This window comes from Acidovorax sp. LjRoot38 (assembly GCF_964252975.1).
In the GTDB taxonomy this organism is placed as follows: domain Bacteria; phylum Pseudomonadota; class Gammaproteobacteria; order Burkholderiales; family Burkholderiaceae_C; genus Acidovorax; species Acidovorax facilis.
Map to the genome: position 1 here is coordinate 1 of NZ_CAXUPT020000029.1, position 23371 is coordinate 23371.

The following is a 23371-nucleotide window of genomic DNA, read 5'->3' on the forward strand; positions in this document are numbered from 1 at the left end:
ATCCCCCAATGCCCCATCTCATTGACTCAGACCACGCCAGTCTTTTGATCGTGGACGACGACATCACAGTGGTCCAGGTCTTGGCCAAAGCGCTGACGGGCATCGGCAGCATCCGCTACGCGCTCAGCGGCGCGGATGCACTTCGACTGCTGGAGCAGGAGCCCCCGGATGTGGTGCTGCTGGACGCACATATGCCAGGCATGTCGGGCTTTGATGTGTTGGGCGCGATGCGTGCCCATCCGCAGTGGGAGGATATTCCGGCGATTTTCATCACCAGTGATAGTAGTCAGGGTATGGAAGAGGAAGGGCTGGCCCAAGGCGCGGCAGACTTCATCGGAAAGCCCTTTCATCCAGCCATTGTCGCGGCGCGGGTAAGAACCCAGCTGCGGCTCAAACGGGCGCTGGACAGGTTGCGCCAGCTGTCATCCACCGACGCCTTGACGGGCGTGGCCAACCGCAGAACGCTGGATGAAACGCTACTCCGAGAGTGCAAACGGTCTCAGCGCAGCCGCAGCGCCATTGCCGTGCTGATGGTGGACGTAGATCATTTCAAGCGCTTTAACGACACCTTTGGTCATGGCGCAGGAGACGAAGCATTGGTCCAAGTGGCTCGCGCCATGCAGAGGGCGACTAACCGCCCGGCAGACCTGGTCGCACGGTATGGTGGTGAAGAATTCACGTTGGTGCTACCAGACACGGATGGCGACGGCGCCATGGGCGTTGCCGCAACCCTGATGGCGAACGTGGCCCAGTTAAAGATTCCGCACAGCGCCAGTGCGACTGGCTTTCTGACCGTGTCCATCGGCATCGGCTCCTTTGATCAAGCCTCAAACCATTGGAATCAAGCACCCGCAGGTTTACGCGAAACAGCCTCCACCACGCCGCCGGTGTGTGCCACGGCCTTGCTGGCCACCGCAGACCAGGCACTGTACGCAGCCAAACAGGCGGGACGCGCACGCGCCGTTCTTGAGCGGTTTCATGGGAGCATGCCAAGCTGATGCGGGATAGGATTCCGGTTCCCGCACAGTAGTTAGCTGTCAGCTCCAGTTGCAGCGAGAGCCGGGGGGCGGTCCCAGTGCTGGCCAACTGTTGCATGCGCCTGCCGCGCCCAGCTCCGAGGCATTCAGAAATGCGCGACTTTTTCCACAACAGGGTCGCTGCGCCAACGCTCAGCCACACCACACAATGAGAAACATCACGAACTGGTTTGAATCGCCCCGGATTCCCTAGACACTTTTGAGCCGTTGGGAATGGCGTCGTTCGAACTCTACCGGAGATATATCTCCGGCGGTTCCGTGACGCCTCGTTGGGTTATAGAACATCTCGATGTAGTTGAAGACATCGGTCTTTGCGGCATCGCGCGTTGAATAGACTTGGCGACGAATGCGCTCGCGCTTGAGCAACTGGAAGAAGCTCTCGGCCACGGCGTTGTCGTGGCAGTTGCCGCGACGGCTCATGCTGGAGATCAGGTTGTGATCGCGCAGGAAATCCTGCCAGTCATGCCCAGTGAACTGACTGCCCTGATCCGAATGCACCGTGACCGGCTGCTTGGGGCGACGACGCCACAGCGCCATGACCAGTGCATCGAGTACCAGGCCGGTATCGATGCGACTACCCATGGACCACCCAACGACCTGGCGCGAGAACAGATCGACCACCACGGCCAGATACAGCCAGCCCTCATGGGTGCGGATGTAGGTGATATCTGTCACCCAGCACTGATTGGGTTCGGCCACGGTGAACTGGCGCTGCAGGTGGTTGGGGGCGACGACAGCAGGCTTGCCACCACGCACGCCGGGGCGGCGCCGGTAGCCGGTCTGCGAACGCAGCCCTTCGAGTTTGAGCAGTCGGGCCACGCGGTGCTTGCCGCAGGTCTCGCCCAGATCGCGCATGTCCAGCGTGAGCTTGCGGTATCCGTACACACCACCGCTCTCCAGCCAGGCGTGCTTGAGCAAACCCAGCAGCCGATGGTCGTCCTGAGCCCTTGGGCTCGCGGGTTCGGCCTTCCAGGCGTAGTACCCGCTGGGGTGCACGGTCATGACCTCGCACAGGCGTCGCACGCTGTGTTCATGTTCGTGCCGCTTGATGAATGCGTACTTCACCCGGACTGCTTGGCAAAGTACGCTGCGGCCTTTTTTAGGATGTCGCGCTCCTCGGTCACGCGTTTGAGCTCGGCCTTCAACCTGCGCAACTCGTCTGTCTGCGATCCCTGGGCTTGCCGTTCCCCCCCGGGCACTCGATGGGACTTGATCCACTGATACAGACTGTGCTGGCTGACCCCGAGTCGGGCCGACACGTCGGCCACCTTGTGGCCTCGCTCAGTGATCTGCTTGACCGCTTCGGTCTTGAACTCTTCCGGGTATCTCTGTTTACTCATGGAACCTCCTATTGGACCTCAGGTTTGAGGCTCAGAGGTGTCTAGGCAACCCGGGGAGATTCACCGTAGCATGGTGCGGAAATTATAGAGACCGCTCAGCAGGCCACTGGCGAGCCTATTGCGAGGCTTTGGATGAGCACCCCGACTCAGATGTGTGCAAGGTCGCGCAAATCACCTCGGAGTTCGCTCCGATGCGCGACTTTCGCTTGCAGGCTCACCAGGAACTCAATTCTGCGCTGCAGCGAAAGTAGAACCTGTTCTGCTTTCCGCTCTCGATCAGGCACGGGTGTCAGGGTCCACAGTAGCGGTGGGTAGCTCCACAATGCCAACTCCGGCTGAGACGGCCAGACCGGGTGCTCGCTTGCCGTTTGTTCGTCCAGCGAAATGACGTAGTCCATTCGGGGAGCGCCCGCCGCCTTGAAAAGGTCCCAACTCTTGGGTTTCAGGTGGGCAATGGGCATCCCGGCGCGATGCAACACCTCCAGCGCGATAGGGCTGACCGCGTGCGCCAGCCGTCCCGGCACGCCACAGGAAAATGCGTTCAGGCGCCCTTTGGCCACATGCCGAAGACAGGCTTCCGCAAGCTGACTGCGCAGTGCGTTCTCCACGGACACAAAAAGAACATTGGCAACCTTGCGCATAGGTAGACCTCAGTTTAAAGCGCCACAAGCGAAGCTTCCAGGCCACAAGCAGTTGGACTTTGGTGCATGCCGTCCAGTTTTGCACATCACGGAAACTTGCGTTGCCAGTGACAAGCAATAGCCATACCCGATCAATCAATTCAGCCGGGTGCTGTGCCGCTCTTCCATGGAGGACACCTCTTGGGCTCTTTGCTACAAATTGGACAAGATGAAGTGCTTCACATCTTCTTCACGCCCATGTCACGCCCAGCTGATTCACTGGCGCCAGCTAAGCACTCCAAATCGAATGCGCCCCGGCGAACGCTTCAACACCTGCACCCACTTGTTTGGGTTCGCATTGGCTGTTTTAGGCGTTCCACTTATGCTCACGGCCAGCCTGCCCACTGGCAACGTGGGAAAGATCGTTGGGGGGCTGGTTTTTGCGCTGTCCAGCGTTGCACTGTATGCCGCATCCACCTTCTTCCATGGCTCGCATGGGCAAGCGAAGCTGTGGTGGCAACGTGCTGACCACTGCGCTATCTACTTGCTCATTGCTGGCAGCTACACGCCCTTTGCATTGGTTGCGGTGAAAGGTGCCTGGGGCTGGGCCCTCCTGGTGGCAGTGTGGAGCATTGCCCTGCTGGGAATAGCGCGCGAACTTGGTGTCGCCTCCCAAAAACCGCCCCTGGCACTCTATGTTGGAATGGGTTGGGTCATGGTGGTTGCTGCCGTACCGCTGCTTGCCCAGATCGACGCGGGAGGGCTACAGTGGTTGCTCACCGGGGCAGCCCTCTACACAGCTGGCACGATCTTCTACGTCAATCGCGCCGGCTACCGCCATGCGCATGGAATCTGGCACTTGTTTGTACTGGGTGGAACGGCGAGCCACTATGCAGCGGTTGTCAGAGTCGTGGCTTGAAATCAGCGCTGGGGGTATTGGCGCTAGCCACACGCCCAGGGCGAATGACCGCTGTGTGGTACGGGCCATGGATGCATTGATCCAAGTTTGGTGACTGCTATCACTGCGGAGCCTGCCTCCGGTGCGGCAGGTTCAGGCTGATTGCCGTCATCCAGTTTTGGTGATCCTATGACCGCTTCGCTCCTTTACCGGCCGCTGCCCGATAGGGCTTGAGGACTTGCTGCGAGTCTGATGCTTGGTCCTCTCGCGCAGGTTCCTGACTAGTCCCTGGAAAACACAACCCGGACATCACGCCGCCCGAGCGCCTCGGCAAGCCCGGCCGTGTCGTCCACGCGGCCGAGGCGTGTGTAGGAGTAGTGTGAATCGAAGGTCAGATAGAAAATGACCACGGTACGCGATCCCCATAGCAGGAGGTCACCATTTCGGATCACGCCTGGCTGGTATGTGTCTGTCGGCAGCGCGTTCGGCAGTTCTTTCTTCTTCTCGTTACCGTTGAGTTCCTCCATGTCCAGCGTCAGCGGCAACATGGCGGCGAATGCCTGAGCGGCTCGGGTGTCGGCCAGGGTGATGGCGAAGCGACGTTCGCCGATGGTCATCCACATGCGTGACTCCTCTGATTTCTTGGGTGTCTGGGTGGAATTTGCCATGGCGCCCGCAGCTGACACAGAGCCGGTCGCATGTGCAGCATGACCGCCACACAATGAGAAAGTAAGCAGCAGCGGTCCCACCCATGGTCTGGTCCGTTGGTACCAGGAAGGACGTGTGCTCATTGCCCCCAGCGGGGGGCATGACCAGCCTGAGTCGGCATTGAAAGGTTCGTTGGTCATGGGTTCTCCTTCTCAGGTGGACTTGGATCGGGTGCCCTGACTCGCCTGGGCGCGCGAGGTCTGGAGTGTCAGAAAAGCGCCGATCAACAACATTGCTGCACTCGCGATGAAGGTGCTCTGATAGCCGCTGGCATCGAACAGTACTCCCCCAACGGTAGAACCCAAGGCGATGGCGAATTGGACGACTGCGACCATCAGGCCGCCACCTGCCTCTGCGTCGTGCGGCAAGACCTCCGCGATCCAGTTCCACCAACCCACAGGGCTGGCGGTAGCTATCAATCCCCAAACGCCGAGTAGAACGGCCACGGGAAGCACCCAGGTCCCCAACGGAATCAGCGCGACGGCAATCAACGACATGACGATGGGGATGGTGATGAGCGGGCCGTACAGGCCCCGCTGGAGCAGCGTACCTATGCCCAAGGTACCGATGAAACCTGCCCCGCCGATCACCAGGAGCAGCAGCGACAGGGTGGACACATTGACGTGCGTCACGGTCTCAAGGAAAGGCCGCAGGTAGGTAAACAGCGCAAACTGCCCCATGAAGAAGGCGCCACATCCAGCCATGCCGTAAGCAACGGTTCGACTCTTTAGCACCCTGAACACATTGCCAGTGCTGGGTGCGCGCTTCTCAGTCTTCATGATTGGCAGGGCGATCCATTGCCAGGCCAGCGCGACCAACGCCACGGGCACCAGTGCGAAGAAGGCTCCGCGCCACCCGATGATGGACCCGAGGTAGCTTCCCATGGGGGCGGCTACCACCGTTGCCAATGCATTGCCTCCATTGAAGATGGCCAAGGCCTTGGGCACTTTACTAGGGGGCACCAGGCGCATCGCCATGGCGGCCGACATGGACCAGAAGCCGCCGATCACCACGCCAATGAGGGCGCGACCTGCCATGTAGGTCAGGTAGTTCGGCGCCAGCGCCACAATGGCGCCGGAGATGCCCATCAGGACGGTCAGGACCAGCAGCAGCTTCTTGCGATCCATGGTGCCGACCAGCGCCGAAATCGACAGGCTGGTCAGTACAGCGAATGCACCTGAGATTGCGATGCCCTGGCCAGCCATGCCTTCGGTGATCCCTAGGTCGCTGGCGATAGGCGTCAAGAGGCTGACAGGCATGAATTCGGAGGCCACGAGCGCAAAGACGCACAGTGACATGGCAAAGACGCCGCCCCAGTTTGCGGGCTGTTTTCGATCTGCCGAGATGACCTCGACGAGTGCATTTGATTCGGTGGGAGTCATGGAATTCTCCGTGCGGCCGAGATGTTCAAAATGAGCTGCCATGCACATCCGTCGGGCGGGCATGGCGGTGTCCGTGACCAAGGTTCGCTGTTCTCGGGACCGGCGCTCCGACCGTCTAAAAAGGCGGCGGATTCAGGTGGTCATGCTGCTGTCAGGTGTTGCTTGAAGAAGGACGTGAGCTTGTCGAACGGGATCACGTCTACACGGTCGTACAGATCGACGTGACTGGCGCCTGGGATGATGACGAGCTCCTTCGGTTGAGCAGCAGCGGCGTAGGCCGTTTCGCTGAAGTAGCGTGAATGAGCCTTTTCGCCGTGGATGAACAGGACCGGACGTGGGGAGATTTCCGCGATGTAGGTCAGGATGGGCATGTTCATGAACGACAGTGGCGTCGTCTGCGTCCATGCGTTCAGGGAGTTGACTGCGCGCGGATGGTAACCACGCGGCTTGGCGTAGTAGTCCGCGTAGTCAACCAAGAACTGCGCCTCGCCACCCTGCAGATTGTTGTAGGGTGCCTGGTAGGCCGGGGCTCCTTTCTCAGCATCCGCCCACCGCTGGCGGCTCATCTGCTCCAGCATCTGCGTACGCTGCGCGAGGGTCACGCTGTCGTTGTAGCCCTTGGACATGACGCGCGTCATGTCGTACATGGTGCTGGCCACGACGGCCTTGACCCGCTTGTCCACCGCAGTGGCATTCAAGGCCATGCCACCCCAGCCACAGATTCCGATGATGCCGATGCGCTCCCGATCCACCGCCGGCTGCAGACCAAGGAAGTCAACTGCAGCGCTGAAGTCCTCGGTATTGATGTCGGGCGATGCGACGTTGCGTGGTTCGCCACCGCTTTCTCCGGTGTAAGACGGATCGAATGCCAGCGTGATGAAGCCACGTTCAGCCATCGTCTGTGCATACAGGCCCGACGACTGCTCTTTCACTGCGCCAAAGGGGCCGCCGATGGCAATGGCCGCCAGCTTGCCGCTGGCGTTCTTGGGTTGGTACAGGTCGGCCGCCAGAAGGATGCCGTAGCGGTTTTTGAAGGCGACCTTCTTGTGGTCGACCTTGGTGCTCTTGGGGAAGGTCTTGTCCCATTTGTCGCCGAGCTTCAAGCGGGTCTGGGCGAGGGCGGGAGCGGCGGTGACCAGGCCGACGCTCATTGCGGCAAGTCCTGATCCGGTTGTCTTGAGCAGGTTGCGGCGGCTTGGGCTAGCAATGGGGGTGCCAGTTGCGGGGTGCTTGTCCATGATGAGGTGCCTTTCATACGAAAAATCCGTTGGTATGAGGCGAATTTTCTCGAGACTCTATCTCTTTGACTAGCTAATCAATTCTTATAAAATTAATTAGTTGAACTAATCAAATGGTCATGAGAAACTGAAAGCATGGTCAGACGAAACCTCAACGATCTCCTCTCATTTGTCACGGTGGCACGTGAAGGCAGCTTCACTCGCGCTGCCGCACAGCTGGGAGTGACCCAGTCAGCACTGAGCCAGGCCATCAGTGGCCTGGAGGCCAGACTCGAAATCCGGCTGCTCACACGAACGACGCGAAGCGTGTCGCCTACGGCTGCCGGAGAACGGTTGCTACATGCCATCGGGCATCGCTTTGACGAGATAGAGGCTGAGCTGGATGAGTTGTCGGAACTGCGTGACAAACCGACCGGCACGGTTCGCATCACCTGTGGTGACCACGTACTTCGGTCCACGCTCCTGCCCAAGGTCGCGCCGCTGCTGCATCAATATCCCGACGTCAAGGTCGAGTTCGACGTCAACTACGGGCTCAGGGACATCGTGGCGGACCGCTTTGACGCGGGTGTGCGGCTGGGCGACACCATCGACAAGGACATGATTGCAGTGCCTATTGGACCCAAGCTGCGGATGGCGGCAGTCGCCGCGCCAGATTATTTCGCCAGACACCCGAAACCGAAGACGCCGCAAGACTTGATTCAGCACAGTTGCATCAACATGCGCTTTCCGACGCATGGCGGCTTGTATGTCTGGGAGTTCGAACGCAAGGGCAAGCAGGTGAATGTTCGGGTCGAGGGTCAGGTCACGCTGAACAGCACCCCACACATTGTTCTGGCGGCGCTGCAGGGCCTGGGTATCGCCTTTCTCCCCGAGGAGGAGTTCGCACCTCACATTGAGGAAGGGCGGCTCATTCGGGTGCTGGAGGACTGGTGCGCGCCGTTTGAGGGTTACTACCTCTACTATCCGAGTCGCAGACAGCCGCCCCCCGCGTTTTCGCTGGTAATCGGTGCGCTGCGTTCGCTGGAGGTTGCTGGAAAAAGGCGGAGGTAGCCGTCACAAAGAAATCGCCCTGAGAGCGACCGGTAACGCTGCAGAACCGACTTCTGGCGCGGCAGTTTTAGGCTGAGAGCTGACGGTGAGAACCAACAGTCCGACGACCTTTTAAGCCGTAACCGGGTATTGATCTCCGGCTCGGCAAAAACCAGGTCTATTCCAATGACGGGGGTCAGCCTTAGATCTCTTCTGCCGACCCGCATGCAAGAGTGCAGTCTGGCTTCGTCATCGGGTGTGCATCTGAGTATGCACACACGCATACACGCAAAGTGGATGTTGAAGCTTCCGCTTTTGGTCCTATCATTGCGCCAATCTCACTACTGGCTCTGAGCACTTTGATGGAATCACAATCTTCCATGCGTTCCTCTGACGAACCGGCACCTGTCTTTCGGCCGATCAAATCGCAGCGTGCGTTTGAGGAAATCGCAACGCAAATTCGCGCCCAGTTGGCCGAGGGGAAGTTGCGCGTGGGCAATCGCTTGCCTTCTGAGCGGGCACTTTCCGAGCAATTTGGCGTTTCCCGCAACACATTGCGTGAAGCGCTCCGTTCGCTTGAGCATTCGGGTTTGGTGCGGCTTCAAAAGGGTGCGACCGGCGGAGCTTTCATCACCGAGGCGAGCGGAGAAACGATCTCGACTGGGTTGCTCGACATGTTCCACAGTGGGTCAATATTGCCCGCTCAATTGACTGAAGCCCGAATTTGGCTGGAATCAATCGTAGTCCGTGAAGCTTGTCAGCGCGCAGTGCCTAACGACATCGAAAACCTTCGCGAAAACGTACGCCAGGCAGAAGAGGCGAATGCACAGGGTGATCTAGGCAAACGCGCTGAGGCAAATTTAGAGTTTCACCGAATTCTCGCCCGTATGACGGGGAACCCTGTCATGGTGATCGTCATGGACAGCGTCCTGGCTGTTTTGCGGCACTTCGTACAGACTATTGGCCCATACGAGAACTCATTTGTTTTGCCTTCTCGCAAGCGCTTCATCAAGATGATGGAGGCACGGGATGCTGAAGGTGCGGTTGCAGAAATGGAATCCAGCCTAAAGCGCCTACAGCGCAGCTACCTTTCCTTGGCCAAAGAAGCTGCTCCAGCGGCAACAGCAAAGCAGACGACAGAGTCCTTCGCCGAGATTCCGGTCAGGGCGCGTAAAAGTAGCTCGCGCAGCTCGGGCTAAATCTATTTCCCTCCAGCATTTGGCAATGCTGAGGCATCAGCTGCACGCGCAGCGACGGCCGCCTCCCACTTTCTGTAAATCCCTGGAAGCCCTATCGACAGCCGTCGACGGGGCTTTTTGACGTTTCCCGTTCGTACTGAGCGTTGATCCGCGCATCCGCAGGGCTTGGCATTGCGCATTTCTTCAATATAATGGTTGAACCATTGATAGGATGACCAATGTTCGACCAGCAACGTATCGACTCCCTTCCGATCCACCAGAGTACGCCTTCTCAGGCGGCGCCTGCGCTCAAAGGGCTTCGGGTGATCGACTTCACGCATTTCGTGGCAGGCCCACTGTCAACACAGACCCTGGCCGATTTCGGCGCCGACGTCATAAAGGTCGAGGCTCCAGAGCGGGGCGAAGACTTTCGTCACTACCCCACCGTGGACCCTGCGATACCTGCCCAAGGTGGCCCCTTTATTTGGGCTAACCGCAACAAGAAAAGCCTTGCGCTTGATATGAAGAGCGAGGCGGGGCTAAAAATTGCAAAAGAGCTCATCGCACAGGCCGATGTGTTGGTAGAGAACTTCTCTAGCGGTGTGATGGACAGATTTGGACTGGACTATGCAGCTTGTGCAAAACTCAATCCGCGCTTGGTCTACTGCTCTATCTCAGCTTACGGGCGCGACGGTCGTTACGCAGACCGTCTAGGCTTTGACCCGATCGCACAGGCTGAGAGCGGATTTATCTCCATGAATGGGTACGGAGACCGCCAAGGGGTTCGTACTGGTGCCGCCGTGATGGACGTCGCTACGGCCATGTCCGCAACCAATGCCATCTTGCTGGCGTTGATGGCCCGCACGCGGGATGGTGTGGGGCAAAAAGTGGAGGTGGCCTTGTTTGACACGGCCATCCTCATGACTGGGTTCGGCGCCATGCAGCACTTGACCACTGGCTATGAGCCGAAGCGCAACGGCAATGTCAGCCCCGATACATGTCCTTCGGGAGTCTTCCAGTCACAGGACAAGCCCTTTTATATCAACTGCGGCAACGACAAGATCTTTCAGCGCCTGTTTGAGCAGGTGCTGGGGCGGCCAGATCTTGCATACGACCCGGTGTTGTCGCAGCGTGTGAAGCGGCTCGAGCAACGCGAGAGCATCTTCCAGATCATGGACGAGGCCTTCGCCAAGCAACCTTGGAGCCATTGGGCACCGCTATTGCGTGCAGCGAACGTGCCCCACGGTCAGGTCAAGACATTGGGCGAAGCCCTTGCATCGGACGAGGCTCGCTCGCGCGGTCTCGTAACGCGCATCCCTCACCCGGTCAAGGGCTGGATCCCCAATATCGCCAGTCCGTTGAGATTAGAGAGGACGCCAGCAGTTGCGCCTTTCGCTGCGCCCGCGGTGGGCGAGCACACCGAGGAAGTCCTGAGAGAAACGCTGGGCTACGACGATGACCGCATTGAGCAGTTGCAGGCGCAGGGGGCGTTTGGCGCGGTCAGCGCTGATGCAGTGAAGGTGGCATCGTGACCCGCCGCGTCGCATTGATTGGCGCTAGCGCCATCCCCAACGGTCGGCACCAGACCGCAGATGAGGAAGAACTGCAGGTCCTTGAGAACGAAATCATGACGCGACTGGTTGCTGAGGCAGTCCAGGACGCGGGCATCTCCAAAGAGGACATACAGAGCCTAGTGTTCACACTGCCACGTCCCTATACGCGGCAGAAGTACTTTCACACCTTTTTAGTCGGACAGTTGCGGCTGGCCTGCCGAGGCAGCGTTATGGAGGTTATGGGTAACGGCATGACGGCTGCGCTAGCCTTCGACAAGGCCTGTGACGAGATCCTGCTGGGACGCTCCGATGTCGCGCTCGCACTAGGTATCAACATGGAAAGTGCGGTCTCTGCTGCTGAGCACATGATGAGCAGCATGAGAACGACGGGCGACGTGGACTTCCACACGTCGGCTGGATTTACGCCGATTGCGTGGTACGCCATGGATGCCATGCGCTACATGAACGAGACCGGCGCCACGCGGGAACAGCTCGCAGCCGTTGCTGTTAAGAACCGCCACCACGCCTCCTTAAACCCGCTGGCTCAGTATCGTAAGCCCATCACGCTGGAAGAAGTACTGGCTCAGCGTCCCATCGTTGAACCGCTAGGCCTGTATGACGTGCCGCCGCGTGGCGACGGAGCCGCATGTCTGGTGCTGGCAAGCGAGGAAGTAGCCAAATCTCTGGGTAAGCCCTATGTGCTGGTTCGTGGCCGAGGGTTTTATCACGACGGCTCCCACCAGATCAACGATGTGCCCAATGACATGATCGGCTTTGAGGCCGCGGCCCGAGCGTCGCGCGATGCCTACAAGCAAGCGGGCATCACTGCCGACGACCTGGATGTGGTGGAGCTCTACGCTCCTTGCACGATCGTCGAGGTGCTGGTGAGCGAAGCAATTGGCCTCGTGCCTCGGGGTCACGGAGCCCGTGCCGCGTTCGATGGTGAGACCAGTCTCGGTGGACGCATCCCAGTATCCACATCTGGCGGCCTGACCTCTCGGGGCCATCCCGCGTACGTGACCTCACTTTACAACTACGTTGAACTGGCAGAGCAATTGCGTGGCCGCGCTGGCGCGCGGCAGGTAAAAAACGCGCGCTTTGGTCTTTCCACCGGCGAGCTGGGTAATTACAACGCTGCTCTCGTGCACGTTCTGGAGGCTATGGCATGACGCAAATACACACAGTTCCCGCGCAGGGTCGCCGTGCCTATCCACCGCGTACCTCGGTTTTCACCAAGACTTTCTGGGACGGCCTCGCGCAAGGCCGCTGGCAGACCACCTGTTGCGAGGCCTGCGGCAAGCAGACTTTCCCGCCTCGACCTATCTGTCCGCATTGTTGGTCCGATCGGGTGGTATGGAGTCCGCTGTCTGCGCGCGGCACCCTCTATTCCTGGACACGCATCCATGCGGCCCCAGCCGTTTTTGCGGCCGAAGCGCCATATGCAGTTGGCATCGTCGACCTTGACTCAGGCATCCGGCTTGCCTGCCGCTTGCTCGATGCACCTGACGTCACCTGGGCCCCAGGGATTCAAGTGGAAATTGCCGTCCTGCAGTACGAGGACGGGCCGCTATTCGCTGCTCGGGTTGCTGAGTCCACAAACCACCAATGAGGAGCGGATATGCGAGGTAAGTGCATTGAAGAATTCGAGGTCGGACAGGTCGACGAAAGTCGGGCTCGCACCATTACTGAAACCGATGTCGTCCAGTTCTCATGGATCTCCGGCGACGTCAACCCTATGCACACAGATGCTGTGCATAGCGCCAAGTCTCCGCTGGGACAGCGCATCGCGCACGGTGCTCTCGGGCTTTCAGTGGCCACTGGATTGAGCGCCAGTCTTGGTTATCTGGACGGCACAGCAATTGCTGCGCTGGGGATTGACGAGTGGAAATTTCTCAAACCTATTCTTTTCAACGACACCATCCGCCTGCGCGCCACTGTGGTTGCCACGCGACCCACGTCCAAGCCTGACCGTGGCGTTCTGGTGCGGCGCATGGATTTGCTGAATCAGCATAACGACGTCGTGCAGACCGGACTCATGACCACCATGGTCCTCACCCTTGCCGGCCGCCAGGCCATTCAGAACAAGTCCTAAACCTGTTTCCCCGGAGTAACCATGTCCCAATCACTGATCAATACCGCCGGCCTGACTGAAGACCAACGCATGATGCGCGAAGGCGTACTCGACCTGCTGTCGCGCCACCTCCCCTGGGAGAAGGTGCGCAAAATGGACGAGGCGCGCGAATTTCCTCATGAAGCCTATAACGCACTGGCCGAAGCCGGCTACCTGGGCTTGTTCTACCCCGAAGAACTCGGTGGCATGGGCGGCACGTACAAAGACATCGCTGTGTTTCTGGAAACGCTGGGGTACTACTACACCGGTATTGCTCAGGCTGTGACCACCTCAGCGATCTATGCCGGCATGCACGTTGCGAAGTTTGGCTCGCCAGAGCTAAAGCAGCAAATCATTCCGAAGATCATTAACGGGCAGGCCAAACTGGCATTGGGCATGTCCGAGCCGGGCACCGGCTCCGACGTTGCTGGAATCAAGACGTCCGCAGTCCGCGATGGCGACGAATACGTGATCAACGGCAGTAAGGTGTGGATCACTTGCGCCCACGTCGCCGACTACATCGTGGCCATTGTCAAGACGGATACGCAGGCCCGCCACAACGGCATCAGCACCATCTTGGTACCAACCAAGGCGCCCGGCGTAACAATCCGCCCGCTGTCAATGCTTGGCCGTCGCACTACCCACGCCAACGAAGTTTTCTTCGATAACGTCCGCGTGCCGGCTGGCAACCTGTTCGGGGGCGAAGGACAAGCCTGGAAGAACATTATGAAAGCCTTGGGCTTGGAGCGACTGGGTCTTGCAGCCATCTCGGCAGGCCACTGCTTCAAAATCACCGAATATGCGCGCGACTACGCTCGCGATCGCATTCAGTTCGGCAAGCCAATCTCTCAGTTTCAGGTGATCCAGCACAAACTGGCCGACATGTTGATCATGTCTGAGACAGCCCGGCAAATGACCTACCGTGTTGCTGACTTGCTTGACGGCGGTTTTCCAGTGGTCCAAGAAGCGTCGATGGCTAAGATCGTAGCTACCGAAAACAACTTCAAGTGCGCCGATATCGGCATGCAGATCATGGGCGGTGCTGGCTACTCCAACGAGTACGACATGCAGATGTTTTTCCGCGACTCCCGTGTCGGCCCGATCGGCGGCGGCACGAGCGAGATCCAGCGCAACATCCTCGCCAAGCAGATGGACCTGTAATTAACGCTGGCAGTCTAAGAAGAAAGGGCCCGCGGGGAAGCCTGGGGGCCTTTTTTCAGATATCAGTGAGGCGCTCCCAAGAGCAGCAGATCAAGGTGCTGAGGGTACGCAGGAGAAGGCCCAACTGATCGTGGCCGTGATGAACGTGCTGTGCGAGGACTACGGAGTCCGTATAGCAAAAATCCTTTCCGCAAGTTCTTACGTAGGATCTCATCCGGTTGTTGAGCGTGAAGAGGCCTTGCCAGTACGTGGGTCACATTCGGCAAACTGTATTGCCCTAGCAGGCGCCGCGAGCCCGATCGCCTGGCTACTGCGCAGGCGTTGGTGGGATCCGTACATGAGCATCGTATCCGCCAGCCTCGAATCGGTACGTGCAAGCCGCACCATCTGCGGCAAGAGCCACTGCAGCACCATGGGATCTTCATGGGCCGCGATGCGATGTTCGATTTACGGCTCAATGCCAGGCTGTTGGTGGCGCCCCGTCGGGATTACCACAAGACCACAGAAACCCACCATCCCTCAAGGCGCACCCTATCAGCTCAAGGCTGTGCAATAACAAGTCTGCGGCAGTGAGCAGGTCTGGGTGGCTGACGTCACTTGCCTGCCCACGCAAGGCAACCCAGAGCGTACTGGCTGAGCTGTTCGACAGCATACTGAAGGCAGAGTTGCTTCTACAGCGTCCTGCGATTCTTGCCCAGGCCAGGCACACAGTCGAGCAGCCGGTAGGGATCTACTACTGCGGGAGGCCGCCACTGTCGCTGAAAATGAAAACGCCCGATGCGATGCATCGGGCGTCTTTGGTCGGGTAGTGCGGCTTTAGATTTCACTGGTCCGGAGTGTCAATGCTATTCAGGACGGGCGTGACACAGTTCCGCGCTGCGGAGTAGCGCCCATCAGGTCCGAAGCATCGCAATCCACGTACGCACATTGCCAACAGATTCAAGCGACAAGGTCTCTTGCACGAACTGCTCTGCGCGTGCGCGTCCTAGGACCGGTTCAGCAAGCGCATGGAATTTCGCCATCACTTCGTCATCGCCCAACGGCTGTTGCGGCGAGCCTCTCGGGGCCGTCCCGGGTTGTACCGTGGTCTGTCCGTCGGCATCTGTTACCGCGATGTTGCACTGGTGGTAGTGCGCCAGGGCAGGGTCGGGCACAACAGTGATCTGTTTCATCATTGCGATAACTTCGCGGCGTTGTAGCTGTTCGGTCAGCGCGATACTGTGCTCTGGCAGGATTACATCTGTGCCACAGGCAATCAGAGCAAGGCAGTATTGCAGGTGAAAGCGGGCGTCATTGGGAGAATTCGGCAAACGGTCTTTGCTCACCACGTCGGCCACGTAGGTGGGCACCCGCACTTCAAAGCGCGCGTTCTGTAGGTTCATACCGATGCGCTGGCGCAGCCTTCCCAGAGCGTCAACTGCGGAATGCAGGTAACCGCAGCACGCGTGCAGCTTGCGCCGCGGCTGTTCAAGTGCCCATCGCATATTCCATGCTTCGGCATCGAAATGGCCTTCGGTAGAGGCGGTGGTGAAGTAACCGACCTTGCTATCGAGCAAGTTCGTGGGGCCTGTCATACCCGCCTTCGCATACTGCGCAGCAGTCACGCCTACATCAGCGGGCTGGGCGCCAAAGAGCATCGGCTTGACCGAGCCTCCATGGCCAAAGATCACTTCGGCTGGGCACCAGCCGGCGAGGCTACCGGCAATTGCCATAGCATGTAGCGTCTGTTCCTCGTCTAGCGCGAGCAGGTGAGCGGCTGCGGCAGCCGAACCGAAAGATGCCGGTATGCCTACGGGCACCAGTCCTGCCTCGGTGTAGCGCCGCAATGAGGGGTATACAGATTCATACACCCGCGTTGTCACTTCGATGCCGCGCACGAACGCCTCGAGCAAGTGCGCGCCGCTGCTCCCCTGCGACTCGCCAAGTGCGAGCGCAGCCGATACATTGCCAATACTGGCGTGACCGCCTACTAGATCGTTCAGTTCGAGGACGTCGCCCAAATAACCGTTGATACGCATCGCTGCGTGTAGCCCGCGACGGTGCGAAGTGCCGAATACGGTAGCGGTTTGATCGCCAGACCCTGGCTCGCACGCAAGCACCAACTGGGCCTCCTCCGTACGACTGCCGGCTAACATGCATCCGATCGTATCCAGGATGCACAGTCTTGCTTGCTGCCGCACGGACTCTGGGATGCTTGCGACAGACATAGAGCGCGCCTGCCGCAAGATTTTCCAAAGGGTGGAGTTGGTGTCTTCTTTCATTCCTTCTCTATCCCTGCCTGTTGTGCCACAGCCTGGTATTTTGCGGCGTCTTTACGCATCTCTTCTCCGTAGGCCTGTGGCGACAGCACCGTCGCCTCCATGCCAAGGCGCGTGTACAGTGCTTGGACATCCGGCGTTGCTACGGCTTTGGCAATTTCCTTATGGAGTCGTTCTATTACAGGCTGGGGCGTTCCCGCTGGTGCCAATACGCCAAGCCAGCCATTGAAAGCAAACCCCTTGAAGCCTAGTTCCTGCATGGTCGGTACATCAGGCAGGCTGGGCGTTCTGTTGGAGCCCAAAATGGCAAGCGCGCGCACGCGCTTGGCCTGTAGCATCGGCCCCACAGCCCCCAAAGCATCGGGATTAACCGTAAGTCGGCCAGCCAGCAGTTCGGTAAGCGCCTGGGGCGGGCTTGTGAAGGGAACACCGAGAAGGTCGATGCCGGCACTGCTGTTTACCGCTTCCATAGCGATCTTATAGAGGCCCGCTGAACTTCCATAAGTCAATGACTTGGGAGCTTTCTTGGCGGCAGCTACCAAGTCGGCGACGCTCCCTAATGGTGAATCCTGAGCCACAGTGAGCAACAGTGGTGTATTGGCCATCGTAGCGACGGGCGTGAAATCTTTGAACAGATCAACGGGCACGCTCTTCGATACGATAGGAGGTATCACTGTGGTCGATACGGTTCCTACCACCAATGTGTGACCATCGGGCTTGCTGCGTGCTACAGCCTGCATCCCGATTCCCCCCATCGCGCCAGGCCGGTTTTCAACAACGACTGGCTGGCCTAGCGGGCCTGAGATTTTTTGCGCGACCGCACGCGCTGTAACGTCCGAGCTGGAGCCGGGCGGGAACGGAACGATCAGTCGCACTGCTTGGCTCGGGTATTGGGCGTCAGCCTGCACGCCTGCGCTTGCAAGCGCGATGGCGAGAAAAATGGCGCGCTTTCTTAACTTCATATTTGTCTCCTGATCTGATCAATTGCACCGATTCAGGTGCGCAGTTTTATTTGGGAAAAGGGGTGAGATTCACTGGTGCGGCACGAATCAATCGTGTCTCTTGTGCAGTGATCAGGTGACCTGAGGCCGCAAGGTAGTTACCGAAGGCGGGATGACTGTCGCGCGCGCGGCTCCGCCGCTCATAGTCGGCCAGGTCTTCGTAGGCCCACAGGTGCACAAACTGGTTCTGCGGCCCCACCAAACTGGTCCAGAAGCCCACCGGGTGGCCCAGGGTCTCCATCAGCACCGGCATGGCCAAGCGGTTGAAGACATCCAGGAACTCGGGCATCTTGCGCAGCGCGATGGTGTAGATGCGGTGATCCACGAGCGGGCGCCCGGGAATGGGACGAATCACGGTCGGCATGTTCATGCGCGTGCCCCGGCCTGCTCGGCGATGTGGTTCGCCGTGACATAGCCAAAGGTCATGTTCGGCCCGTGGGTGATACCCGCGCCTGGGTAGTTGCCGCCCATCATGCTGGCGCGGTCGTTGCCCACGGCGTACAGACCATCAATGGCCGAGCCGTCGCGGCGCAGCACCTCGCCCACCACGCTGGTGTTGATGCCGTCGAACGTGCCCAGGTCGCCCATGAGAACCTTGATGGCGTAGAACGGGCCGCGCTCGATGGGCGCCACGCAGGGGTTGGGAGCATGCTCGGGGTCGGCCAGGTAGCGGTTGAAGGCGGTGGAGCCGCGGCCGAAGGCCGGGTCTTCGCCACGCGCGGCCGGGCCGTTGTACTCGCGCACCGTCTGCTCCAGGCCCTTCGGGTCGATACCACACTTCTGCGCCAGTTCCGCCAGGGTCTTGCCCTCGGTCAGGTACCCGTTGCGCAGGAAGCTGCTGATGGGCATAGGCGCAGGCTTCACGTAGCCCAGGCCATACTTGCCCAGCGCGGTCTTGTCACAGATGAGCCACATCGCGGTCTCGGGCATGCTCTCGCAGGCGCGCGTGAGCGCTGCGCCCACGTCGTGGTACGAGTTGGACTCGTTGGTGAAACGGCGACCGTTGCTGAGCACGCCGATGATGCCGGGCTTGTAGCGGTCCAGCAGGTGCGGGAACACGCCGATTTCACCATTGCCGAAATCGACCTTGGTCACGGGCATCCAGGCCGCTGTATCGCCAAAGCGGATGTCCACCACGCCACCCACCTGCTCGGCCATGCGCGCGCTGTCGCCGGTGTTGCTGGTGGGTGTGGGCGAGAGGTGCTCGTGCCCGCGCTTGAGGTGCGGATAGGCCTGTGCGATGCGCTTCACGTCGTGCGGGAAGCCGCCAGCGGCCAGTACCACGCCGTGGCGGGCGCGCAGTTGCTGGCCGAAGCCAGTGAGCACACCCACGGCGCGCTCACCTTCCATCAGCACCTGTTGGGCAGGCGTGCTGGTGAGGATGGGAATGCCCAGGTCCAGCGCCGACTTGGCCAGGCGCGCGGCCAGCGCGTTGCCACTGGTGACGTTGATGGCGCGACGGTAGAGCACCAACTCCTTAATGTGGTTGGCCAGGCGGCGCGCCACATAGAAGAAGGAGGTCAGCGACTTGGTGGCACGGAAGAAGTGCTTCAGGTCAGCGTTGGACGAGTTGAACATCATGCCGATGAAGGTGATGGTCTTCAGCGGCGGCTTCAGGCGCGGCATGTCACGACCCAGTCCCCGGATGTCATAGGGCTTGGCCAGGATGGAGCGCCCCACCGCGGCGCCACCGGGTGCATCGGGATGGTAGTCGGGGTAGAGCGTGGGCAAGAACTGCATCTCGGTCTCGCGCTCGAAAAAATCCACCATCTTCGGGCCGTGCTCGACGAAGGCATCGACCGTGGCATCGTCATAAAACTGGCCACACTCGTGGCGCAGAAACGCGCGCACTTGCTCGGCGGTGTCAGCCGGGTTCTGCTTCAGGCCGTGCTGATTCAGCGGAATCCACAACACGCCGCCAGATAGCGCCGTGGTGCCACCAAACACAGGTTCTTTCTCCAGCACAACAACGTCCAGCCCGCGCTTCTTGGCGGTGATGGCGCATGCCAATCCTGCAGCACCTGAGCCTACAACAATGAGGTCGTACTCAGTCTTCATTTCGGACCCTTATTCGGCCTTGATGCCGTATTTGCTGATGACTTCACGCAATTGAGCCGACTCTTCCCTCATCACCTTTGCGAATTCTGCGGGAGTGGATGTCTGGGGCAGTGCGCCGGTAGGTTCCAGCTTTGCGCGAATGGATTCGTCGGACATTACCGTCTTAACAGCCGCATTGATCTTGGCGACAACGTCATCCGGAGTACCAGCTGGAGCCAGTAGCCCGAACCATATTTCCGAGGTAAATCCCGGAACGGTCTTGTTGAGTGTCGGCGTGCCGGGCAGCAAGGGTGAAGAGTTCTGAGTCGCCACCCCCAACAGCTTGATGTTGCCCTGCTGAATCTGGCCCAGCATGGCTGAAGAAGGCGTTGTCAAGAGCATCTGAACCTCACCTGAGCGAATAGCCAATGTGGTGTTGGCCTCGCCGCGGTAAGGCACGTGCTCAACCTTTATGCCTGCCATTTGAGCAAACCGAGCGGATGCGATGTGACCAAATGATGCGGGGCCCGCAGACGCATACTGGATACCGTTAGGTTGGCTGCGTGCGTACTGGATGAAGTCAGCCACACTGTTGGCCGGGATGGACTTATTTGTCACTATCACCATGGGTACGGCTGTCATCATGCTGATTGGCTTGAAATCTTTCAGCGCGTCGTAGCCTGCTTTGTCGTTTAGCAAGGGCGCGAGCAGTACTCCAGAGTTGGGATACAGCAATGTGTAACCGTCGGCCTTGGAGCGTGCTACGTACTGTGCAGCAATCGATCCTGACGCCCCCGCCTTGTTCTCGACCACGATGGGCTGGCCGAGAAGCTTGCTCAAACGATCCTGAACCATGCGCACCTGCCCATCGCTGGTCCCGCCTGCCGGATACGGCACAACGATGGTGATGGGCCGCGACGGGAAGCTCTCCGTTTGTGCACCGGCCAGGCCAGTTCCCAGAGCGGCTATAGCCACGATCAGTGCTCTTTTGCTCATCTTCATCTCTTGCGTCTCCTTGCGGTGGTGGTTGTGCCACTCGCTTTGAGCAGCAATGTTCAATGGTTGATCCATTCATTGTATAGTAGGTACATGCAATATCCAAGCTGCATGAAAACCCTTAGGAAAAAGTCAAAGAGGCTCCTCGTATGGGGGCATATCTCCCATGGCTAAGCGGCCAAATTCATCTCCACAACGTCATACGAAACCTACGGTCTTGACGGTGATGCAAGCGTGGTCACCGTCAATTGACGTCGCTGTAATGGCTGCCATTCCTGCCCTGACGCTGGCAGATCTGCTGTTTCGCAAATCTGGTCTGGTCGTTGGTGTGGTGCTCGTGACGCTATGTTTTCTTTGGCGTCATTTGGATCAAGTCTCACCGTCGCTGCGTCGCACTTCTGCGGTGCTTCTGGCGATGACAGTTTTGCTGCTGCCACTGCTTTCTTCCCCCATAGCCACTTTGGAACGGGGAGTTCGCATCGGTGCGCTGATTGCTTCACTCCTGGTGACAATCAATCTGCTTTCGCGCTCAGCCACTCGGGTGCCACAGGTTCGCACCCTTCTTCAGCGCCTTTATCACGTACAACCAAGTCAACGGTACGGCGTGGTAAGCATGGCGAGCCAGTTTTTTGGTGGCCTGCTGGGCCTCGCTGGTATATCGATGATGATGGAATCGGCAGCACAGCAAAAAAACCTCACTGACTCCGAAAGAATCGCCGCCTTCTGTGCCGTGACCCGCGGCTACGCCGCACTGAGCCTTTGGAGCCCGATGTATAGCAACATGAGCATCGTGCTGGCTATGTACGAGGGCGCGAACTGGGCAGGGGTGCTACCGGTAGCGCTAAGTATCACCACGATGTTCATCGTGCTTGGCATGATGCTAGATAGGTTCAGCATGCCGAGGAGCGACGTTTGCGCTGATCCTTCTGTCGTGAAGGTGGGCGAGCTTGTGCGCAGTGGCTTGCCGGTTTTGTTGGCCATGCTGGGTTTTCTGTCCATCATGGTAGTGACCAGCCAATGGCTGGCAATGCCAATCTCTGCAGTGATCATTTCCCTTGCCCCCGCCGTGGCATGGTTACTCAACACTCGATTGCTCGGCGGCGGCCTTGGCGCCTGCCGTGCGGCGACTCACCAACTAGGGCAAGACATGTCCAGCTTCAAAGGGATGGCGGGCGAAGTGATGATTTTCATGGTCTCCGGCTGCGCAGGGACTGTAGTTGGTAACGCTCTTCCCGCCGCATGGACTGCTGCCGTGGGTGCCTCAGTCGCAGGTTCTCCAGCACTTGCCTGCCTAACTGTGTCCTCTGCCATTGTGTTGATGTCGGCTAGCGCGCTGCATCCCATGCTTAGTTCCGTCATCGTTGGGGCCAGCCTCGGGCCTGCCCTGTTGGGCTTACCTGTGCTGGTTCACATCAGCGCAGTACTCATCGGTTGGGGTCTTGCGATCATCGTTACCCCCTTCTCGGTGGTAAGCGCGCTTGCAAGTCGCTGGTCCGGCATACCCGTGCTCGTTATCAGCCTGAGGGCAAATGCTGTTTTTGTATTGCTAGCACTTGGTAGCTCCGCCAGCGTTTTGGGGCTGGTGGCTCGCAGCATAGGGATCTGAACTGGAGACACAGGTGGAGAATCACTCGTCATCACCTCGCCGAGGCCCCTTAGCAGGGTTGCGAATTGTCGAATTTGCCGGACTGGGACCAGGGCCCTTCGCCTGCATGCTCCTCTCGGACATGGGCGCGGAGGTGGTGCGCATTGATCGTCCAAACGCGCCGCCGATGAGTCCTTTGGACATTGTGGGGCGGGGACGCCAAACCGTCCTGCTTGACTTGAAGCGGCCCGAGGCTATCGAGCAAGTGCTGCAGTTGCTCGAAAAGGCTGACGCGTTGGTTGAGGGTTTCAGGCCAGGAGTCATGGAACGACTTGGGCTTGGTCCGCAAATTGTTGCGCAGCACAATCCCCGTTTGGTCTATGGCCGAATGACGGGTTGGGGGCAACATGGGCCGCTTGCACAGGCGGCTGGCCATGACATCAACTACATTGCAGTGGCAGGCGCACTAGCCACTATCGGCGCGACTGGCAGAGGCCCCGTGCCGCCGTTGAACCTTGTGGGCGACTATGGCGGCGGCAGCCTGTACTTGGTGTCGGGACTGCTTGCGGCGCTGCTGCACGCCCGAACTACAGGGGAAGGGCAAGTGGTGGATGCTGCCATCTGCGACGGTGTTCTCTCTCTTCTCAGTAACAACCTGTCGCACCGCTTGCGAGGCCTGTATCGCGGTGAGCGCTCTGGCAATATGCTCGATGGTGGCGCCCCTTACTACACAACATACGAGACTGCCGACAACCGGCATGTCGCCGTTGGCCCGATTGAGCCCCAGTTTTTTTCCCTACTTTGTCAGCAATTGGACTTGCCAGATGACCTGAGGGACGCCCAGAACGACCGCGCTCGTTGGCACCTGCTACGCAACGCTATCGCCACTGCATTTCGCCAGCGTACTCTGGCGGAGTGGCGCTTGCGGATAGAGGGTAGCGATAGTTGCTTTGCTCCTGTTCTGACGCTGGAGGAAGCACAGCAGCATCCCCATCTCCAGTCGCGCAAGAGTTTTGAGAACGTCGATGGCGTAACGCACATCGCGCCAGCACCGCGCTTCTCGCGCACGCCGGGACATATTCAGTCTCCAGCCGGTGTTCTGCCTGTCGATGTTTCCGTCGTAATGGCGAGATGGCAAAAGAATTCCTCCAACCAGCAATGAAAGAGAGCCGATCGATCTATGAAAATCCTTGTTCCCGTGAAACGCGTGGTGGACTACAACGTGAAGGTCCGAGTGAAG

Annotated in this window: 21 protein-coding genes; 11 read left to right on the forward strand and 10 right to left on the reverse strand. The window is 59.2% G+C overall.

The annotated features are described in order from the left end of the window. A partial coding sequence (locus ACSQ22_RS25880) for a GGDEF domain-containing protein (protein ID WP_436131924.1) occupies positions 1-998 on the forward strand: 998 nt, incomplete at its 5' end. 228 nt (positions 999-1226) lie between these two features. Here ACSQ22_RS25880 and ACSQ22_RS25885 read toward each other — a convergent pair. Both ACSQ22_RS25885 and ACSQ22_RS25890 read right to left on the reverse strand, forming a co-directional pair. Then, positions 1227-2377, reverse strand: a protein-coding gene (locus tag ACSQ22_RS25885; protein ID WP_436131925.1) for an IS3 family transposase whose coding sequence is annotated in 2 segments (ribosomal slippage) — positions 1227-2131 and positions 2131-2377 — 1152 coding nt in all. Because the reading frame shifts where the segments join, the coding sequence is not laid out codon by codon here. A 146-nt stretch (positions 2378-2523) separates the two neighbouring features. Beyond that, positions 2524-3018: a protein tyrosine phosphatase gene (locus ACSQ22_RS25890; RefSeq protein ID WP_436131926.1), complete on the reverse strand. Its 495-nt coding sequence runs from the start codon at positions 3016-3018 to the stop codon at positions 2524-2526. A gap of 166 nt (positions 3019-3184) precedes the next feature. Between ACSQ22_RS25890 and trhA the strand changes: the two genes are divergently transcribed. Next, positions 3185-3916 carry a PAQR family membrane homeostasis protein TrhA gene (trhA, locus tag ACSQ22_RS25895; RefSeq protein WP_436131927.1) on the forward strand — a complete coding sequence of 244 codons (732 nt, stop codon included), beginning with the start codon at positions 3185-3187 and terminating at the stop codon, positions 3914-3916. A gap of 260 nt (positions 3917-4176) precedes the next feature. Here the strand turns inward: trhA and ACSQ22_RS25900 are convergent, their stop codons facing one another. From ACSQ22_RS25900 to ACSQ22_RS25910, 3 genes are all read right to left on the reverse strand, one after another. Further along, positions 4177-4743, reverse strand: a complete 567-nt coding sequence (locus ACSQ22_RS25900; RefSeq protein ID WP_436131928.1) for a cyclophilin-like fold protein — start codon at positions 4741-4743, stop codon at positions 4177-4179. A gap of 12 nt (positions 4744-4755) precedes the next feature. Continuing rightward, positions 4756-5985 (reverse strand): MFS transporter, encoded by a 1230-nt coding sequence (locus ACSQ22_RS25905; protein ID WP_436131929.1) that lies wholly within the window; start codon positions 5983-5985, stop codon positions 4756-4758. 140 nt (positions 5986-6125) lie between these two features. Further along, positions 6126-7136, reverse strand: a complete 1011-nt coding sequence (locus tag ACSQ22_RS25910; protein WP_436131930.1) for an alpha/beta hydrolase — start codon at positions 7134-7136, stop codon at positions 6126-6128. Positions 7137-7358: 222 nt separating this feature from the next. Here ACSQ22_RS25910 and ACSQ22_RS25915 point away from each other — a divergent pair, with 222 nt between their 5' ends. From ACSQ22_RS25915 to ACSQ22_RS25945, 7 genes are all read left to right on the forward strand, one after another. Then, a complete protein-coding gene (locus ACSQ22_RS25915; RefSeq protein WP_436131931.1) occupies positions 7359-8273 on the forward strand; it encodes a LysR family transcriptional regulator in 915 nt (304 codons plus the stop codon). A gap of 341 nt (positions 8274-8614) precedes the next feature. Next, complete coding sequence (locus ACSQ22_RS25920) at positions 8615-9451, forward strand: FadR/GntR family transcriptional regulator (RefSeq protein ID WP_436131932.1); 837 nt, start codon at positions 8615-8617, stop codon at positions 9449-9451. A gap of 218 nt (positions 9452-9669) precedes the next feature. Beyond that, positions 9670-10962, forward strand: a complete 1293-nt coding sequence (locus ACSQ22_RS25925; RefSeq protein WP_436131933.1) for a CaiB/BaiF CoA transferase family protein — start codon at positions 9670-9672, stop codon at positions 10960-10962. Continuing rightward, positions 10959-12152 carry a thiolase family protein gene (locus ACSQ22_RS25930; protein ID WP_436131934.1) on the forward strand — a complete coding sequence of 398 codons (1194 nt, stop codon included), beginning with the start codon at positions 10959-10961 and terminating at the stop codon, positions 12150-12152. The genes ACSQ22_RS25925 and ACSQ22_RS25930 overlap by 4 nt, the downstream gene beginning before the upstream one ends. Further along, a complete protein-coding gene (locus tag ACSQ22_RS25935; RefSeq protein WP_436131935.1) occupies positions 12149-12592 on the forward strand; it encodes a Zn-ribbon domain-containing OB-fold protein in 444 nt (147 codons plus the stop codon). Before ACSQ22_RS25930 ends, ACSQ22_RS25935 begins: the two co-directional genes overlap by 4 nt. A gap of 9 nt (positions 12593-12601) precedes the next feature. Continuing rightward, entirely contained in the window at positions 12602-13075 is a 474-nt protein-coding gene (locus tag ACSQ22_RS25940) for a MaoC/PaaZ C-terminal domain-containing protein (protein WP_306555209.1), read from the forward strand. A gap of 21 nt (positions 13076-13096) precedes the next feature. Beyond that, a complete protein-coding gene (locus ACSQ22_RS25945) occupies positions 13097-14254 on the forward strand; it encodes an acyl-CoA dehydrogenase family protein (protein ID WP_306555210.1) in 1158 nt (385 codons plus the stop codon). Between the two features lie 893 nt (positions 14255-15147). Here ACSQ22_RS25945 and ACSQ22_RS25950 read toward each other — a convergent pair. Genes ACSQ22_RS25950 through ACSQ22_RS25970 form a run of 5 tightly spaced genes read right to left on the reverse strand, consistent with a single transcriptional unit; the run spans position 15148 to position 20609 of the window. Further along, the gene (locus ACSQ22_RS25950; RefSeq protein WP_436131936.1) at positions 15148-16515 is read right to left on the reverse strand and encodes an MmgE/PrpD family protein; all 1368 of its coding nucleotides are present in this window, start codon (positions 16513-16515) and stop codon (positions 15148-15150) included. After that, positions 16512-17474 carry a Bug family tripartite tricarboxylate transporter substrate binding protein gene (locus ACSQ22_RS25955; protein ID WP_436131937.1) on the reverse strand — a complete coding sequence of 321 codons (963 nt, stop codon included), beginning with the start codon at positions 17472-17474 and terminating at the stop codon, positions 16512-16514. Before ACSQ22_RS25955 ends, ACSQ22_RS25950 begins: the two co-directional genes overlap by 4 nt. Positions 17475-17520: 46 nt before the next feature. Then, the gene (locus ACSQ22_RS25960; RefSeq protein WP_436131938.1) at positions 17521-17883 is read right to left on the reverse strand and encodes an NIPSNAP family protein; all 363 of its coding nucleotides are present in this window, start codon (positions 17881-17883) and stop codon (positions 17521-17523) included. Then, positions 17880-19571 carry an FAD-dependent oxidoreductase gene (locus tag ACSQ22_RS25965; RefSeq protein ID WP_436131939.1) on the reverse strand — a complete coding sequence of 564 codons (1692 nt, stop codon included), beginning with the start codon at positions 19569-19571 and terminating at the stop codon, positions 17880-17882. Before ACSQ22_RS25965 ends, ACSQ22_RS25960 begins: the two co-directional genes overlap by 4 nt. A gap of 9 nt (positions 19572-19580) precedes the next feature. Beyond that, entirely contained in the window at positions 19581-20609 is a 1029-nt protein-coding gene (locus ACSQ22_RS25970) for a Bug family tripartite tricarboxylate transporter substrate binding protein (RefSeq protein ID WP_436131940.1), read from the reverse strand. A gap of 199 nt (positions 20610-20808) precedes the next feature. Here ACSQ22_RS25970 and ACSQ22_RS25975 point away from each other — a divergent pair, with 199 nt between their 5' ends. After that, positions 20809-22152 carry a hypothetical protein gene (locus tag ACSQ22_RS25975; RefSeq protein ID WP_436131941.1) on the forward strand — a complete coding sequence of 448 codons (1344 nt, stop codon included), beginning with the start codon at positions 20809-20811 and terminating at the stop codon, positions 22150-22152. A 13-nt stretch (positions 22153-22165) separates the two neighbouring features. Further along, entirely contained in the window at positions 22166-23293 is a 1128-nt protein-coding gene (locus ACSQ22_RS25980) for a CaiB/BaiF CoA transferase family protein (protein WP_436131942.1), read from the forward strand. Positions 23294-23371 lie beyond the last annotated feature (78 nt).

Bases quoted from the DNA above. Each gene is read 5' to 3' on its own strand.
- ACSQ22_RS25935 (WP_436131935.1), top strand. From the start codon at position 12,149: ATGACGCAAATACACACAGTTCCCGCGCAGGGTCGCCGTGCCTATCCA.
- ACSQ22_RS25940 (WP_306555209.1), top strand. From the start codon at position 12,602: ATGCGAGGTAAGTGCATTGAAGAATTCGAGGTCGGACAGGTCGACGAA.
- trhA (WP_436131927.1), top strand. From the start codon at position 3,185: ATGGAGGACACCTCTTGGGCTCTTTGCTACAAATTGGACAAGATGAAG.
- ACSQ22_RS25950 (WP_436131936.1), bottom strand. From the start codon at position 16,515: ATGAAAGAAGACACCAACTCCACCCTTTGGAAAATCTTGCGGCAGGCG.
- ACSQ22_RS25925 (WP_436131933.1), top strand. From the start codon at position 9,670: ATGTTCGACCAGCAACGTATCGACTCCCTTCCGATCCACCAGAGTACG.
- ACSQ22_RS25900 (WP_436131928.1), bottom strand. From the start codon at position 4,743: ATGACCAACGAACCTTTCAATGCCGACTCAGGCTGGTCATGCCCCCCG.
- ACSQ22_RS25960 (WP_436131938.1), bottom strand. From the start codon at position 17,883: ATGAACATGCCGACCGTGATTCGTCCCATTCCCGGGCGCCCGCTCGTG.
- ACSQ22_RS25965 (WP_436131939.1), bottom strand. From the start codon at position 19,571: ATGAAGACTGAGTACGACCTCATTGTTGTAGGCTCAGGTGCTGCAGGA.
- ACSQ22_RS25920 (WP_436131932.1), top strand. From the start codon at position 8,615: ATGGAATCACAATCTTCCATGCGTTCCTCTGACGAACCGGCACCTGTC.
- ACSQ22_RS25975 (WP_436131941.1), top strand. From the start codon at position 20,809: ATGGCTGCCATTCCTGCCCTGACGCTGGCAGATCTGCTGTTTCGCAAA.
- ACSQ22_RS25955 (WP_436131937.1), bottom strand. From the start codon at position 17,474: ATGAAGTTAAGAAAGCGCGCCATTTTTCTCGCCATCGCGCTTGCAAGC.
- ACSQ22_RS25890 (WP_436131926.1), bottom strand. From the start codon at position 3,018: ATGCGCAAGGTTGCCAATGTTCTTTTTGTGTCCGTGGAGAACGCACTG.
- ACSQ22_RS25915 (WP_436131931.1), top strand. From the start codon at position 7,359: ATGGTCAGACGAAACCTCAACGATCTCCTCTCATTTGTCACGGTGGCA.
- ACSQ22_RS25910 (WP_436131930.1), bottom strand. From the start codon at position 7,136: ATGAGCGTCGGCCTGGTCACCGCCGCTCCCGCCCTCGCCCAGACCCGC.
- ACSQ22_RS25945 (WP_306555210.1), top strand. From the start codon at position 13,097: ATGTCCCAATCACTGATCAATACCGCCGGCCTGACTGAAGACCAACGC.
- ACSQ22_RS25905 (WP_436131929.1), bottom strand. From the start codon at position 5,985: ATGACTCCCACCGAATCAAATGCACTCGTCGAGGTCATCTCGGCAGAT.